Source organism: Acinetobacter sp. BHS4, assembly GCF_018454425.1.
Lineage (GTDB): Bacteria > Pseudomonadota > Gammaproteobacteria > Pseudomonadales > Moraxellaceae > Acinetobacter > Acinetobacter pittii.
Map to the genome: position 1 here is coordinate 2578911 of NZ_CP075323.1, position 15064 is coordinate 2593974.

Annotated in this window: 11 protein-coding genes and 1 pseudogene; 1 reads left to right on the forward strand and 11 read right to left on the reverse strand. The window is 39.2% G+C overall.

All coding sequences use genetic code 11. From position 1 onward, the window contains the following. Positions 1 to 118 precede the first annotated feature (118 nt). Positions 119 to 1765 carry a phosphoethanolamine--lipid A transferase gene (locus tag KIP84_RS12375; RefSeq protein ID WP_213688615.1) on the reverse strand — a complete coding sequence of 549 codons (1647 nt, stop codon included), beginning with the start codon at positions 1763 to 1765 and terminating at the stop codon, positions 119 to 121. A 179-nt stretch (positions 1766 to 1944) separates the two neighbouring features. Between KIP84_RS12375 and KIP84_RS12380 the strand changes: the two genes are divergently transcribed. Then, positions 1945 to 2718, forward strand: coding sequence for a hypothetical protein (locus KIP84_RS12380; protein ID WP_213688616.1), 774 nt, complete (start codon positions 1945 to 1947; stop codon positions 2716 to 2718). A gap of 107 nt (positions 2719 to 2825) precedes the next feature. On the opposite strand, the gene KIP84_RS12385 is transcribed toward KIP84_RS12380, so the two are convergent. From KIP84_RS12385 to KIP84_RS12430, 10 genes and pseudogenes are all read right to left on the reverse strand, one after another. Further along, positions 2826 to 3143 carry a DUF6527 family protein gene (locus KIP84_RS12385; RefSeq protein WP_032006863.1) on the reverse strand — a complete coding sequence of 106 codons (318 nt, stop codon included), beginning with the start codon at positions 3141 to 3143 and terminating at the stop codon, positions 2826 to 2828. Then, the gene (locus tag KIP84_RS12390) at positions 3144 to 3689 is read right to left on the reverse strand and encodes an N-acetylmuramidase (protein ID WP_213688617.1); all 546 of its coding nucleotides are present in this window, start codon (positions 3687 to 3689) and stop codon (positions 3144 to 3146) included. A gap of 41 nt (positions 3690 to 3730) precedes the next feature. Continuing rightward, on the reverse strand, positions 3731 to 4120 hold the full coding sequence (locus KIP84_RS12395; protein WP_033848481.1) for a hypothetical protein: 390 nt from the start codon (positions 4118 to 4120) through the stop codon (positions 3731 to 3733). 68 nt (positions 4121 to 4188) lie between these two features. Beyond that, positions 4189 to 7626: a host specificity factor TipJ family phage tail protein gene (locus KIP84_RS12400; protein ID WP_213688618.1), complete on the reverse strand. Its 3438-nt coding sequence runs from the start codon at positions 7624 to 7626 to the stop codon at positions 4189 to 4191. Continuing rightward, positions 7619 to 7981, reverse strand: coding sequence for a hypothetical protein (locus tag KIP84_RS12405; RefSeq protein ID WP_213688619.1), 363 nt, complete (start codon positions 7979 to 7981; stop codon positions 7619 to 7621). The genes KIP84_RS12400 and KIP84_RS12405 overlap by 8 nt, the downstream gene beginning before the upstream one ends. After that, a pseudogene (locus tag KIP84_RS12410) lies at positions 7978 to 8484 on the reverse strand (DUF1833 family protein). Before KIP84_RS12410 ends, KIP84_RS12405 begins: the two are co-directional and overlap by 4 nt. Continuing rightward, a complete protein-coding gene (locus KIP84_RS12415; RefSeq protein ID WP_213688620.1) occupies positions 8484 to 8882 on the reverse strand; it encodes a hypothetical protein in 399 nt (132 codons plus the stop codon). The pseudogene KIP84_RS12410 and the gene KIP84_RS12415 overlap by 1 nt, the downstream one beginning before the upstream one ends. A 60-nt stretch (positions 8883 to 8942) precedes the next feature. Continuing rightward, positions 8943 to 9419, reverse strand: coding sequence for a hypothetical protein (locus tag KIP84_RS12420; RefSeq protein ID WP_213688621.1), 477 nt, complete (start codon positions 9417 to 9419; stop codon positions 8943 to 8945). Between the two features lie 35 nt (positions 9420 to 9454). Beyond that, complete coding sequence (locus KIP84_RS12425; protein ID WP_213688622.1) at positions 9455 to 10042, reverse strand: hypothetical protein; 588 nt, start codon at positions 10040 to 10042, stop codon at positions 9455 to 9457. A 90-nt stretch (positions 10043 to 10132) separates the two neighbouring features. Then, positions 10133 to 15010 (reverse strand): tape measure protein, encoded by a 4878-nt coding sequence (locus KIP84_RS12430; protein ID WP_213688623.1) that lies wholly within the window; start codon positions 15008 to 15010, stop codon positions 10133 to 10135. Positions 15011 to 15064: the final 54 nt, after the last annotated feature.

A 15064-nucleotide genomic window follows, 5' to 3' on the forward strand; every position in this document is an offset into this window, starting at 1 on the left:
CGAAGGTTTATTAAATAATTTTAGAGGGATCTTAAAATGTGTGCTAATTACGAACCAATACATTTTATAAAACGAAACAAGTCTATTTTGCTTCGTTTTATATAAATTAAAAATATATTTATTTACATTGGCTCAACATATCAAGTTTGTTATTTACTACCTTAGTTTTTACATCCAGCAAACTTAACAAACTTGGGAATAAATTATCCTGACTTAACTTTTGTTTAGTTTTTTGGCTTAAACAATTCACTTGAGCAAGATTATGTTGGTTCCAACTTTCAGAGAACCACATAATCATTGGTACATGTGTTTGTTGGCTCGGTGCGATTGCATAAGGTGAACCATGTAAATATAAACCATGTTCTCCGGTTGATTCGCCATGATCAGATAAATACCATAAACCTGTCTGATACTTTGATATTTCTTTTAGAGTATTAATCATTTGGCTTAATACATGGTCTGTATATACAATTGTATTATCATAACTATTTAGCAATTCAGTTTGCGAACAGCCCTGTATCGCATTAGTATCACAAGTCGGTTTAAAAGGTTGATATGCCTCAGGTGCACGCTTGTAATATGCAGGTCCATGACTACCCACTTGATGCAGAACAATCAAACGCGGACGATCATCATCTTTGGCAATAGTAGCCAAATACTGCTTTAAGCTGTCAATGAGAATGTCATCATAACATTCGCCATCTTTACACCATTTTTTCTTTAAGTTTTCTGGAATCTGGTATTGTTCAACGCGATCACATGCACCTTTACAACCCGAGTTATTATCAATCCAAGTCACTTGGTAACCCGCACGTTTTGCAATATCTAATAAACCTTCGCGGTGACTAGCTAATTGCTCATCATAATCTACACGTGGCATACCCGAGAACATACATGGCACAGAAACAGCTGTCGCCGTACCGCATGAGCTCACTTGCGAAAAGTTGAAAATATCTTGTTTAGAAAGCTCCGGATTCGTATTTTTTGCATACCCATTTAGAGAGAAACTTTCGGCACGTGCCGTTTCACCTACAACAAGTATCATTAACTTAGGGAGGTTCTTTTGTACTTGCTGAACTTGATGAGCATCTTGACCATATAACACAAGAGGTAGATTTTTCTTCGGAGCCTTCTTATGATAGTAAGACATAAGCGATGAAATACTATTTTGCGGTGAAATCATTCCTTTTAAATCACGGTGTTCACGAAATATTGCAGCAAAATCGACATAGTAGGTAAAAAGTAAAACACCGACCACTGCAAATGAAACTACCAATGAAAATACTTTCTTCAATAATAACCGTGATGCTTTTTCTTGTTTAAATTTAACTTGAGTAATTAAAAAAATGGGCAAAATAACAAAACAAACTGTCCATAAAACAAAGCGTAAAGAGATTAGATCGGTAACTTCCGAAACATCGGTCTGCACTATATTTTGAATTTGGTCGGGTGAAATAATGACACCCAATGTGTTTACAAAATAAGAGCTAAAGCCACCAATAAATATCAATAAAATTGCAAAGATTTTGGCAGTCCATTTCCAATTTATTAATTGAAAAATTAAATTATATGCTGCTATTAAAATAACTAATGTCGCCCCTAAGAAAAGAGCTGACTTAATACTATTATAAGGTGTAAGTTGATAGATTTTTTTAAAAAAACCTATATTCAAAAATAAACCTAGCCAGATAGATAAAAGCGAATTAAAATTTGATAGTGTAATATTACTACTTATCCTTTTGAATTTTAAACAATTTACTAGCATTTAAAAAACCACTAAATATTAAAAACTCGAAATCTTAGCTAGTAAAACTTAAATAGAAATTAAAAAATGAGCTTAGTAACCAATAAGAATACAAAGCTATATTATTAAAAACAAATCTTTAAGCTCATCTTAATTTTAAAAATTTATTGTTTGATAAATTTATCATTTGAGACTCTTAGATGAATAATTCAAGTCATGAAATGAGTGAGTATATAACTAAAGTCCCCCAAGTTACCCTTCTATTCTGGATTACTAAAATCTTCGCAACTACTTTTGGTGAAACTGGCGGAGATAGTTTTTCAATGTCATTGAAACTTGGGTATTTAACTAGTACTTTTATTTTTGCCATAATTTTTATTATCTTATTGATCTGTCAAATTAAGGCAAAAAGTTATAAACCATATTTATATTGGTTTACCATTATTGCGAGTACAACTGTTGGTACAACATTAGCAGACTTTGTCACTCGATCTTTAGGTATTGGTTATAGTGGAGGAAGTAGCTTACTCCTCGGCTTAGTCATCTTCTCACTATTGGGTTGGTATAAAGTTGAAGGCAGCGTCTCCCCTCATACCGTTAATAAACCTAAATCAGAAGTCTTTTATTGGTTAACAATTACCTTTAGTCAAACTTTGGGTACAGCTCTTGGTGACTGGTCAGCAGATACGATTGGATTAGGCTATAGTGGCGGGATTGCTCTTTTCTCATCACTCATTTTATTGATGGTGTTTTTGTATAAATTCACTTCTGCTTCAAGAACATTTTTATTCTGGAGTACTTTTATTTTAACTCGTCCTTTGGGTGCTGTGGTTGGAGACTTTTTAGATAAGCCCCTTTCCGCTGGAGGGTTAGACTTAAGCCGTTTTGCAGCATCCGGAGTAATATTAATTGCTATTTTAATATGTATTTATTTTAGTAAAAATAATCAGTTAGCTAATATCAAAAATGCATAAACTGTGAAAGCCTTCCTTAGAGGGCTTTTACACAAATAACTATATTCACATCACTATTGATTGTATGAGCTGAGCATCCTGATAATAGGATACATAACATCAAAATTTTAAACATCGATTGGCACCATATCAACGGTCAAGCCAGCGAGCTCATGATGACAATCAGTCAAGAATTGAATCTTCCCTTCAGTCAAAAACAGATGGCATCGGCTTGCTGGATAATGGTCATTAACAAGTAATGAAGGTGTAAATGTGGGCTTTTCGACATCACCATTAAAATTCCAAATGCTACCATTATGATGTGCGCCCTCTTTTACATGGAAAGGATGTAAATATTTACACCCGGGGCACTTAAACATATAGATGCCGCTGCTCCAATATTCTAAATATGGCGTAAGCTCTGTTACTGTTTCTGCTTGAGCCATTTAGATCACCACTCGATTGCTGATCCAGCCATAGAAAAACTGTTCTTGACTTGGATTGCGCTCACAGATTTCAATGTAACGCTGGCCTTGCATGATATTAAGAACTCGCACAAGCACTTTCTCGCCGTCTTTCCCACGTTTGGCCAAATAGGTTTTTAGAGCTCTCAGCGTTTCCGAGCCATAAACACCATCAATTACAAGATCAGGAAAACCAGCCTTACCTTGGTTGTTAAGCAAGTTCAAAGCACGTTGTAAAAGTGGCTTTGCAAAACCGGTACCACAATTCACACCAGTGTCTAGAAGCTCTTCAGCTACTGCAGAAGAAACGGCATTCACCTGGTCAAAACGTGGAGCGGTCCAATAGTTTTTGCGATAAATAGCTTTGGCCACATCAAGCGGTAAATCTCGCATACTTCCCTTAAAGCCATTAGTACGTGCAACTACTTCAGTAATACCGTATTTGGTTGCGCCGCCACGATCCGCTGGGTTATTTACATAACCACCTTCACGTTTTATGAGTTCTTCAAGGTATTGTTCAATATTCATTTCAGTTTCCTTTAGATGTAAAAAACCGCCTGAAGGCGGCATTAACTGTTTTCGATGTCTCTTTTGGCTTTCTTAACTTCTTTAATTACTTCGACAATCGTCTTACCTTCCTGTTTATCAATAAAGTTGAAGATCCATCGGACCAAAGCCCAACCGGGAATGCCACAAATAAAGAAGAAGCCGCCGAGTGCAATCATTCCCCAAATATCAGTAATCCATTCGTGAAGCCCCCACTTCACAATAATGAATGAGCCACCAGCCAGACTTGATACAACTGTACAAATCAAGCCCACTGCCCACTCTTGAGGTGAGCGTGGCATACGTGTCATCAATACAACTGCTGCAACTAAAGCGACTGCTAAAGTCACCATAATTGCTGCCCCATAAAATTTTAATAATGCTGTTAAACCGCTTGTAGAAACTGGTTCCATTAATTTCTCCAGATATTTTTAGACAATAAAAAAGCACCCGAATTGGGTGCTCAAAGTTATTTTAAGGTTTAAAGGGTTTGTAGAATTTTCCCTCCGTTAATCAATTGAGTTGTTAGCGGTGCCACTCCAATAATTGCGGTACCACCTGCTCCTGGTTGACCTTCAGTGGTACCATGGTATTGCCAGTTCCACGTTCCATCATTAGTAGACTTGGTACCACGCTGCCCCCAGCCTCCGCCATCACCGGATAAAGGGGATCCATAACGGCCATCATTAGGAGTTCTATATCCCTTACCTGGAATCTCAGCTTCTGCATCTGTAACTTTAACAACCAATAAATAACCCCCTTCCAGATACCAACGCCAGTCCTGAGTATCATTGTAGATTGGCTGTCCTGTCATAACTCGACCAAACGGTGCACCTGCACCACCGGGAACACCTTGCACTCCATAACCTAGTTCAGTGTAAATCCCACTAGGAGTAGCACCTCCACCAGACCCACCTCGAGCCAGTGTTCCGCCATCAATAATGAGGTTCAATTTGCTGTGCCGGTTCTTTAAACCTGGTGCACCTTGGAACCCATCACGGCGTGTTCTGGTAAAGTTATAATTTGGGTCACTTGACCAGGCACTAAATGCCAAATGAGGTAAACCGCCATCACCACCACGCCCGACAACAGAACCTTTGATTGTAAGATTTACGGTAAGGTCAGAAGGAAATTCTCCCGTATCAATTGCGGCTATTTCTGGAGCAGCAGGAACAATAAACTCTTTAGTCTCGTAATTATTAGTATGCTTGTAAACCATTCTGGTTTCAGCTCTAAGTGAACTCGAACTGGATACCAAAGCACCCGCCTCAACCACGAAACTAATTTCACCTGTAGTTGGCAAGTCGCCTCTTTGCATCTGATATAAACGCGCCAGATTAATATCTAACTGGTCATATCGAATGTAAATTGGTGAATCATCAACTGGCACGTCAATAAAGTCTTTATCGTTGAGGTAATACCGCACATCGTAATTGACTGCAGTAATCGTATTTGAGAATTGGTCAACAGGCTCTTTCTTTGCCACCAGATAAGGTAAAGAGTCCTTAGTATCATCATTAACAACCGTATAGATCGTATTAATGAAATCATCTGCACTCAATTTAAGAGCCCTGTTTGGCAACCGCCCTAAAACTACTTTATTCTTGGCAGATCCAGCAGTAACAGGAATTAGATCAACGGTACCATCTCCCATTTGCAAGTAAATGACATAACTCTTGCCAGGTATGAAGTCGACATCATGGCTCAATGTAAGAATTAAGCCTTCTTGCTTTACCACTTCCCCACTTTGATGGATGCCATTGCGGTAATCCGCTACGGCAATACGGTCGCGTAAAACCAGTAATTCTGATTCTGGTGCTGCATCAAAGGTGATGGATTTACGCTGAAAGCGAAGTTTGTTCCAAAGCCGGTACGCATTAAAATGCGCTTGCCACTTATTACGAACACCTACTGATTTTACCTCTTTTGGGTTCTTGGCTCCTTTATCTGGCAAGTAGATATTGATACGGCTATCATCGGTCGGATCCGTGTATTCATAGATCAACCCATCGTAATCATCCATTACACCAAAGGTCAGGTCATGCTTGTAACTATCTGGAATGATATTCCTGAAGTTAAACAGTAAGACCGAGTTATCGGTTGGTCGTTCAAAGTAGATTTTAAGCTTATTATTTTGCCGGTATGCTGTACAAAAGACCGCATCACAAAGATTGGTAACCAGCTCCTCAAACGAAAGGTTTGTATCATCAATCGTTGTACAGAACTCAGCCGCTAAAGGTGTACCAAAATAATCGACTATATCGTTATAGGTACGATAGATATTTTCTATATCAATCTCTTCAATCGTACGGCGGCCAATCTTGTCATCCAGTGCCATTGAGACCAATGCATCAGCAAAGCTTGATGTTGGAAATAGCTCTGTCGTCATTGCTCCATTTTTATAGGTTGGCAACATCCGCTGAAGATCGAAATTGATCTTTCGAGATTTAACCGACAATGCTCCAGTCGTTGCATAAGTACGTGCACGGAAAACCGTTTCATATTCATACATTGTGCTTTGCAATGGATAAGCACCGTACAACGCTTGCCACTTCACCTCATCAACAACTGTTGTGACTGCTGGAGTCGGAGTTAAACGGCGTGCACGTACGCTACAACGCCCCTGAAATGTGACCATATCCAGTGTTGCACCAACCGTTTGCCGTGACTTAGCTGAACCCTTGAGAATAATCTGCTTTAGCATTGGATTACCAATTGCAGCACCCGATTCATTCACAGGAGTAACTTCAATCTCAATCGTGACGTTTACAGCTGCCTGATTGCCCCCTGATGAAACTGTATAAAGTCCATTTGTGGCCACAAAATTACAAAGCACTCGACTACGTTCAATATTGTCTAGTATGAATGGACCTATCCATTTCTCTCCGATGGATACAAGCTTTGGAGAGGCCGCTGCGGTTTGCTGGTTAGATAGCTCTTTTAGCTTTAACCAGTTTGGATTAACCGCAGCAGGATTTGATAATGTCATTCGGTCGTCGGCAACAGATAGAACACTGTAAGTACCGTTTAAATCATATGTTTGCCCGTTATAAGTAAATGAAGCATTTGTGATTTCAATGCGGTCATTACTAACAAACTTTGTTGTTAAATCGGTATTATTAGCAGCTGCCCGAAGGATCTCGTTTGGATATGCAAAAAGAAGGTAATTGGTCCCTTCTAAAGTCTGTGTATCAGCTGGCCGTAAGACCTGACCATTCACTGAGTTTTGATGCTGAACAGTTAAAGGCGGTGTTGTAATTTCAGTACCAACAGAGAAATAAGGTTGTCCAGAAACAATATCGACGCCTGGTCGGAAAACTTCTACTGATGCCCCAGCAATATCAACAATATTGGTTTCACCATCGTACGCGCCATTAATTTGATAGTGGCCACGACCAATACAACCAACAATATGCTCAACCTCAACATTGTTTTCATAAACCTTGTAAGGCACAGCAATCAGATCAGGTGTATTCCATCCAGCGCCATAGTTATCTGTAATGCGACCATTTACCCTCATCTTATTTTCACGATTTGAAAGTTCGTTATTTGCAGATGAGGATTGGTTGTTATTCTGATTGGTTTGAGCAATCGATGGTGCGGGCATTAAAAATGCAACAGCCACACTTAAAACAATAGATACGATTGCCGCAATGAGGGCTGGCATACCTTTCGGGTTTTCAATCACAATGAAAGTACCAGGTAAGAAATCAAGCTGTTTTAAGTCATGGGCATTCTTAGGTGTAACTTCATTGGCAAATGAAATTTCCGCATGATCCATATTACTTGATGTATGAAAAATACGGACATGTTCAGGCATAGATTCGTATTTGGAAGTTAGCCATTGCCCTATTGTATGAGCATGTTCAATTGTCTTCTCTTCAGACAAAGGATCCTGTTTATAAATAATCTTAATCATAGTAACTGACCCGATTAAACCCTATTGCTTTGATGACGTCTTCAGCTAAATAAGTAACCCCACCTTCCATTAAATGCAGTACGCGCCCTAAACGAAAAAGCCCCACATGCGGGGGCTTATTTCTTTGTCTAGGATGGAAGGCGACTATGCAGCCCTCCTTCGGCATGGGCAACGGATTTAAGAGTTTTAATCTTGATGGTAGGAATGTAATTTTACCTTTAGGTTGCATAAATAAATCCAAAGCTTCACGGCGATCTATTCCATATAAATCTAAAGCAGCTTCATGGGCAAAATGAACACAGTTGTACTGCTCTTCATCGTATTGCTTATCAAGCAAATGATCATGACTTTTCATACAGCCCCCTTCAGACCACTAAAGCGATCCAATGCAAAAATATCTCCAGTCTTCGCAGTATTTAATCGTGGTGATTCAGCCTTGAATGTCACAGCTTTATGATTCATTGATACACCTGAAAGTTGTAGTCCTAACAAATAGTGGATTGGTGTATTCAAGTTGTCTGAACTATAGAGCCGATAATTTACGGTAGGCTTAACGTCTGAATATTGCCCTTCAATTACCCGTTCAAACTCATCTGGCAGCACATCACCAAGTCCGGAAATTGAAACTATTAAGATCTGGTCCAGATCACCCAGCATTCCAGATCATTGAATAAACATGGGTAAGTATTCATAAAAGGCCTGACCTGCTCCTTCCTTGTGCTGAACATACACCCCACGATCATCATTACGAACAACACGATAAGTGTTTAGAAAAGATGGATGTGATAACTCAATACACTCCAGTTGATAGATATCAACTTTACGATTGAGAAAGAACTTGGCGTATTCGTTTTCCATTAAACCTCCCAATCTTTGATCAATGCTGCATCGGCAATAAGATTCGGCTGGTTCTGTACAACTTCGAGCTGAGCATTTACCCGGTATAGATTTCCATTCACCTCATTAGTCTTGAACGAGTTCGGTATGAAATTGCATTGGTATTGTTGACGTGTTCCTTGGTCAATGACCAAATCCGCATAAAACGAGGCTGGCTTGGTCTGATAGACACGCCAGAAAGCCATCATTTTGTTGAAATCAGTTTTACTTAAATTCCAGTTCACATCGACAATGTGGCTGTTACGTTTTACATCAATGTAATAGCGTCCACGCCCACCATCCATTTGTTGACGCTTAACATCATCACCCGGTGTTACGCCATAGCCGCTGGTCTGAGGATTTAGCTTTAACTTGTACATAACTTTCCTTTAGGTAATAAAAAAGCCCCAAAGGGGCTTTAAATAATAAGAATCTACAATTTATAAGTTGCCTAACCGTTCCATTTCTTCCCAACTATAATCAGTCAACCAATAAGGTTCGCCTTCTAATTGATCATATTCACGAAGAGGTCTTCGGGCTTCAACCATTTGCCATGGTAAATCAACCACAGCTATTCTAACTGGTACATAATCATTGAAATACTCGTAAAAATAAATTGCGCTCTCTACTGCAGAATCAAATTGTCTAAAGTACTTTAAAAATACATACGTATCTTCATTTTCAGATGGCTCTGTCAGTTTTGCTTTACAGAAATCCATAATCTCTTTAGTTTTATTAATATCTTCATATCGAACATATTTTTTATATAATCTATTAAGTACTAAAGGCCACTCAAAATCATTTGGAAATTTTAAAGATAATTTTGTGAGTGCTTCAAAGAACTTCTGTACATCATTGGGAACACCTGATACATACATACTACCACCACCCCAGAATCCAACCTCACTCTGATGCATCGCAATTTCCCCCTATTTAATAAAGTAGTTAGAACTTAAAAAATCGGTTTAATTACAGTTTCTTTCCCATCTTCAAAAATCTCTTTCACTACAAACTTGCAGTAGATTCCATCTTGAGATGGTTCAGTCAGTAAAGCTGGATTCACCAAATCTTTGATCTGTTTGAAACGGATCAATTCATAATTTCCATTTCTGTCCAATTTATAGTCCATTTTTACATCACAACTATACATAGTAGTTGACCCAATAACAGAAGTAAGCCTGAAAGTTAACTTCTTATTTGCGGGTACTTTAAACTCAAAAAACTCTTCACCATTATTTAAACTGATTGTGGGTTTAGGCATATTTAATTTTTTGGGCTCATGCATAGAACCATACTTTGTTAAATTATTTGAAATCTGCTTTGTTATTAGATTTTTTGAAATTTTTTCACCCTCATTATTTTGATAAGTAATATAGAACTGCACCATGGGTACATTACTTCTATAAACCCTTAAATTCGCTGTATCACCTGCTATTTCATCTTGATACATATTTGTAGATCTTACGAGATTATTTACCGCAGGAATGGCACATCCCGTAAGGCCTAAAAGTGTTGTAGAAATTACAATTATTTTTTTCATGTCTTAACCATCAATTTTAATTCCAACAGACTCTATCACCTTGAAATTTAAATATTATGAAAATGAACCCTCCGAAAAGGGTTCAAATTATTAAGTACGATTTCTTCTCGCTGTCGTATTCTCAGTCAAAGATCGACTAATAGTTGAGTTTGGATTAGCAATTTGATCACTTACAAGTTTAGGTACCTTTCTTGGAAGCTGCTTATCCAGTTCATCTGTAACAATGATCCGGACAGTTTTCTCATCCAATTGTTCAGCTTCAACAGTTGCACTGCTGACTTGATTCACGACTTCAATCTTAAAATTGATAGTTGGAGAGGATTGCTCAAAAGTAGGCATAAACTCAGCTTGAGGGCGATTAGACTGACCTAAGGTAAAGTCCTGCACGCCTTCAAGATTTGAGCGATCCTGAACTAAACCATTTGATGAGAAGTAAACTTTTCCGTCATGGAATAGATCAGAACTAGCAGAAAAAGATGCAGTAGGTACACTGCCATTACCCTTATAAATAATCTGATCATCTTGATAAGACTGATTAAAGATGTTCGAGATATCTCTACTTTGGTTAAATGCTCGTGAACTTTGATTAGCCCGATTCACGATATTTTCAAAAGAGGTGTTATTTTGAGCATAGTTAGAAATAAATGATTTTGGACTTGTAGCCTCTCTCATCTGTTCTACTTTCTCAACACCGCCCCATTTTTTAATATCATCTTGTGACCAAACTATTTCACCTTTATGCACAGCTCCGGCTAGATCATATTTCTTACCCTTACCTGTATAACCACCATCAGCAAAACCATTGCCTTTTAAGACAGAAACGTCCTTCAGCAATTCTTTCTGAGCATTCTGAGTAGTACTGTTTGAAACATTACTATTTTGAATTTTCGAGTTAGAAAAATTAGATAAGTTCGATTTATTGGCAGTAAAAGACTTACTACTTTGAATCGATTTATCTAGAACGTTGCTAAAGCTTGAGTTGTTCCCAGCGTACTGGTTAGTAATGTTTTTAACATCTCCGAATCTTGATGCCGCGTCTTTGCTTGGCTTGAGAGCATTAACGATAATCTGATTATCTTGAGTAGGTTGATTAAAGATATTCGAGATATTTTGATTATCATTAAAAGCTTTTGAGCTTAGGAATGAACGATTAAAGACATTTTCCGCTGAAGTATTGTTTGTAGCATGGTTATTAATAAATGCTTCAGGGCTTGAGCTCTTACGCATTTTCTCAACTAAACCTACACCACCCCAGCGTTTAATATCCTCTTGGGACCACACCACCTCGCCTTTATGAACAATACCCGCAGCTTCGTACTTACCACCAGATCCAGTGTAACCACCATCAGCAAAACCCTGATCTTTGATTGCCCGGATGTTTGCAATAATGCTGACACCTTGAGCAACTGCTCCAGCAATTAATGGCAAGTTATAAGGGAAACCAACTTTTGAGGCTGCTGCGATATTTTGTTGAATTGCAATACCTGCAGCTGCAATTGCATAAGCTTTATCTGCAGCAAACATCAGCTTATAAGCTTTGGACTGTTCACCAAACATTGAACCAAACATTGAGGTAACTGAACCCATCATTTGCCCACCAAGGGCAATCTGAGCGTTCAATCGATCTTGCTGATATTTGTCTTCGATATCCTTGGTGTTCTGAGCATACTCACTGTAAATTTGACTTCGTTGCTCTTGAGCAGCTTGAATAATGGCAGTTTTCTGGTTTTCGAAATCTTGCTGACTAATAAGCTGCTGCTCAAGTTGAGCATTGAGTGTTTCTAATGAGTTTTGTTCATCTAAATCAGCTGCACCAAATTTACTATCTGCCAAATCATTTGCAGCACCCAAACGGCTAAACCGTTCCTGATCCTGTTTAAAGAACTCACTGGAACCATTCATATCAGCCTGAATACCACCCCAATTTTGAACAGCGTTATTAACTTTGTCGCGTGTCTCTTTGTCCTGTGTGGCTTTAGATAATGCGATTAGCTTTTGCCGCTCTTCAATAGAAAGCTTTGTATTCTTAAGAATTTCCTCTCTTTCCAGTCTATAACGTTCCTGCATGGCCTGAGTTTCGGAAAGCAGAGATAAACGGGCTTGAAATGATCGCTGCTCTTGGGCTAATTTCATCAATCCTAGTTCTTGCTGATACTGCTGTTCTAGCAGCTCTACTGCTTGCTTTTGTTCAGATTTACTTAATTCAATGTCATGAGTCGCATTGAACTTTTTGCGATCAAAACTTTCTTTAAGTAAATCAGCCTCGGTTTTCTGGAACTCCTTATAATCCTCAAGTTTGCTTCTAATCGCTTGTTTGGCGATCGCAATATCATTATCTGCACGGCGCTGTAATTCTGCCTTGATTTCAGCAGTACGTTCCGGGGTAAAACCTGCTTTATCAACGTCCTCCAATCTAACTGTTAAGTTATTCTGGATCCGCTGTACTTCACTAGCTACCTCATTTTCAAGTGAACGCTGAGCATCTAACTGACGATCAAGTTGCGATTGAATGTCACCCGAAGCTTTATCACTGCCTTTGCTTGCTCCGCTCTTAACCTTGCTTTGCATACTCGGTGACTGGTGAAGAAGCTTAAGTGACACTCCGTCCTCAAAGATCACCTCGCTAACATAACCACCACCCTTACTGTCATACCATGTCTTGATATCTTTCACGGCGACATTGGTCGTGATTGGCGTGCCTTCAGGCATTGAAAAATCAATACCCTTATGAAATGAAGAAGCCCCTTTAGTAGGGGCTTTTCGTGGACCGTAATTTGAACTGATCTTGTAGGATGACAATGGTTTGCCGCCTGCCTGTAATCGGGCTAGATGTTCATTCGATACTTTCTGGCCAGACATTGAACCGCCATAGCGAACATCAAGATGAGGACCCGTACCAATTCCTGATTTACCCGATACACCTACAAGGCGTTTAGCAATCTTCTCCTGCTGCTCCAGTTCCTTTGTCTGCTTACGTTTGGAGTCAATTAGTTTCTCTTCGCGCTCCTGTTGTTCCTCAATAATTTTGAGGTTTCGCAAAGCACTGTCAATTTCATCTTTAGATAAAATTGCACTCATCCCTTTAGCTTTTTGCAGCTCTAGAATCGCGTTAGCCTGAGCAACGGTATACCCCGAATCAAGCAAACCTGATTTATAGATTGAATCAAGCACATTATCTCTTTGCTTATCCCGATAATCCTGTAAAGCCTTCGATGCTTTTTCTGCTTCAGTTGCTGTATTACCAATTGCATTCGCTTGTTGTTGATGTTGAAGTGCAGCGTTTTGCGCAGCATTCCCAGCTAACTTACTTTCAACACCAACATTCTTTAAACCTTCAACTAACTTAGTACCCTTTTGATAGCCTTCGTCATATTTTTCAACTTGTTGCTTAAGTGCATTATATAGGTCAGGTGGAATTTTCATTCCATTTAATCGTTCAATGGCTTCGGTATAGCTAATAGTACCCGTACGTGCATCATTAGAAATTTTGGCAAGTTCCGCATTACCGACTGCATAGTTTTGAATATTAATTAATGCAGAACCGACAGCAAGCTCAGTCTTTCTCAATTCCTTATTTTGAGCTTCCAATGCCTTGGTCATATCATCAATAGCAGATTGCTTTTCAACTCCTCTTAATTTTTTAAGTTCTTCAGCCGTTTTATTTGCAACCGCTGCTTGCTCCTCTAGCTTTTTATTGGCTTTTTCCGCCTGCTCTTGAAAATACATATAGCCTGCGGCTAAAGCGGAAATACCAATAGTAATAGCACCTATAGGACCTCCAATAAGTCCAAGAGCTCGGCTACCAATACCACCAGCTAATGACGTAGCAGCAGTTAATCTGGTTTGTGCAGCAGTTTGTGCATTGGTTGCTGCTGTCACAGCGGCTTGAGCTTGGGTGTATCTTAAAGCGGCTGCAGTAGCTCCATATTTGGCTTGAGTCTCAGCATTAGTTGCCTGAACATTAGCAAGGTGTGCTTTAGCTGTATTTAAAGTTGCTGCCGCTTCACCAAGTTCTGCTTGAGCCTTAGTTATAGAAGCTTGACGACTAGCCAATGTAGAAACGATTCCCTCTTTAACAGCAGCTCCTTTTAGTAAAATTGCACGGGTGATTAATCCGATACCAGCGATAAGTGCTCCGTCAGCCAGTAAGTTCAAATTACTTGAAAGTACCTGAATCGAACCAGAAAGTACTTGTACGGCTCCTGAGCCTTTCCCAGCTTCTCCTACAAATTTGGTAATTTCATTATTTAAAAGAGTTAGCGATTGTCCAATTGTGATATCAGTTTTACCAAATAACGCATCTACATCAGACTCAACATTTCTTAGAGCTTTCACAATTTCTTGTGAAGTAATTTTTCCTTCAGCTGCTACTGAACGCAACTCTCCTACGGTAATCCCCATACCTTGTGCAATAGCCTTTGCTAATGCCGGAGTTTGTTCCATAACTGAGTTCAGCTCTTCACCGCGTAGTGTTCCACTTGCAAGTGCTTGCCCGAACTGGACTAAAGCTGCATCAGCTGCTTCTGCAGTTGCCCCACTAATAGCCACTGCTTTCGATACGGTTTCCGTTAAACGGGCAGTATCATCCATAGTAAGATTTAATGTTTTGGCGTTATCACTAAAGCGCTGATACACCTGTAAAACCGAATCCCAAGCAGAATAGGTTCTTTGAGCAATCTGAAAAGTATCTTCAGTCGCTTTATTTAACTCAGCTTGATTGTTAGTAACCAACTTCAATCTATTCTGCAAGCCTGTATAGGTATCCATTTTAGATACGGCAGCTCCAACTGTTAACAACCCTGCCATATAGCTAGCAAGTGCACGTGTCGAGACAGATAAGCCATCCATTGACTTTGAAGCATAATCACCTTTACGTTCAATACTATTGAGCTCATTGCCTAGATTACGCGCGTTACGTTCAGCATTTTGCGAATCAATAACAATGACCAAACGAGATTCTTGTGCCATTTTTACTTTTCTCCAGGCAATAAAAAAACCACTCATTGAGTGGGTTCTATTTAA

Bases quoted from the DNA above. Each gene is read 5' to 3' on its own strand.
- KIP84_RS12420 (WP_213688621.1), bottom strand. From the start codon at position 9,419: ATGCATCAGAGTGAGGTTGGATTCTGGGGTGGTGGTAGTATGTATGTA.
- KIP84_RS12375 (WP_213688615.1), bottom strand. From the start codon at position 1,765: ATGCTAGTAAATTGTTTAAAATTCAAAAGGATAAGTAGTAATATTACA.
- KIP84_RS12395 (WP_033848481.1), bottom strand. From the start codon at position 4,120: ATGGAACCAGTTTCTACAAGCGGTTTAACAGCATTATTAAAATTTTAT.
- KIP84_RS12405 (WP_213688619.1), bottom strand. From the start codon at position 7,981: ATGAAAAGTCATGATCATTTGCTTGATAAGCAATACGATGAAGAGCAG.
- KIP84_RS12385 (WP_032006863.1), bottom strand. From the start codon at position 3,143: ATGGCTCAAGCAGAAACAGTAACAGAGCTTACGCCATATTTAGAATAT.
- KIP84_RS12425 (WP_213688622.1), bottom strand. From the start codon at position 10,042: ATGAAAAAAATAATTGTAATTTCTACAACACTTTTAGGCCTTACGGGA.
- KIP84_RS12380 (WP_213688616.1), top strand. From the start codon at position 1,945: ATGAATAATTCAAGTCATGAAATGAGTGAGTATATAACTAAAGTCCCC.
- KIP84_RS12390 (WP_213688617.1), bottom strand. From the start codon at position 3,689: ATGAATATTGAACAATACCTTGAAGAACTCATAAAACGTGAAGGTGGT.
- KIP84_RS12415 (WP_213688620.1), bottom strand. From the start codon at position 8,882: ATGTACAAGTTAAAGCTAAATCCTCAGACCAGCGGCTATGGCGTAACA.
- KIP84_RS12430 (WP_213688623.1), bottom strand. From the start codon at position 15,010: ATGGCACAAGAATCTCGTTTGGTCATTGTTATTGATTCGCAAAATGCT.
- KIP84_RS12400 (WP_213688618.1), bottom strand. From the start codon at position 7,626: ATGATTAAGATTATTTATAAACAGGATCCTTTGTCTGAAGAGAAGACA.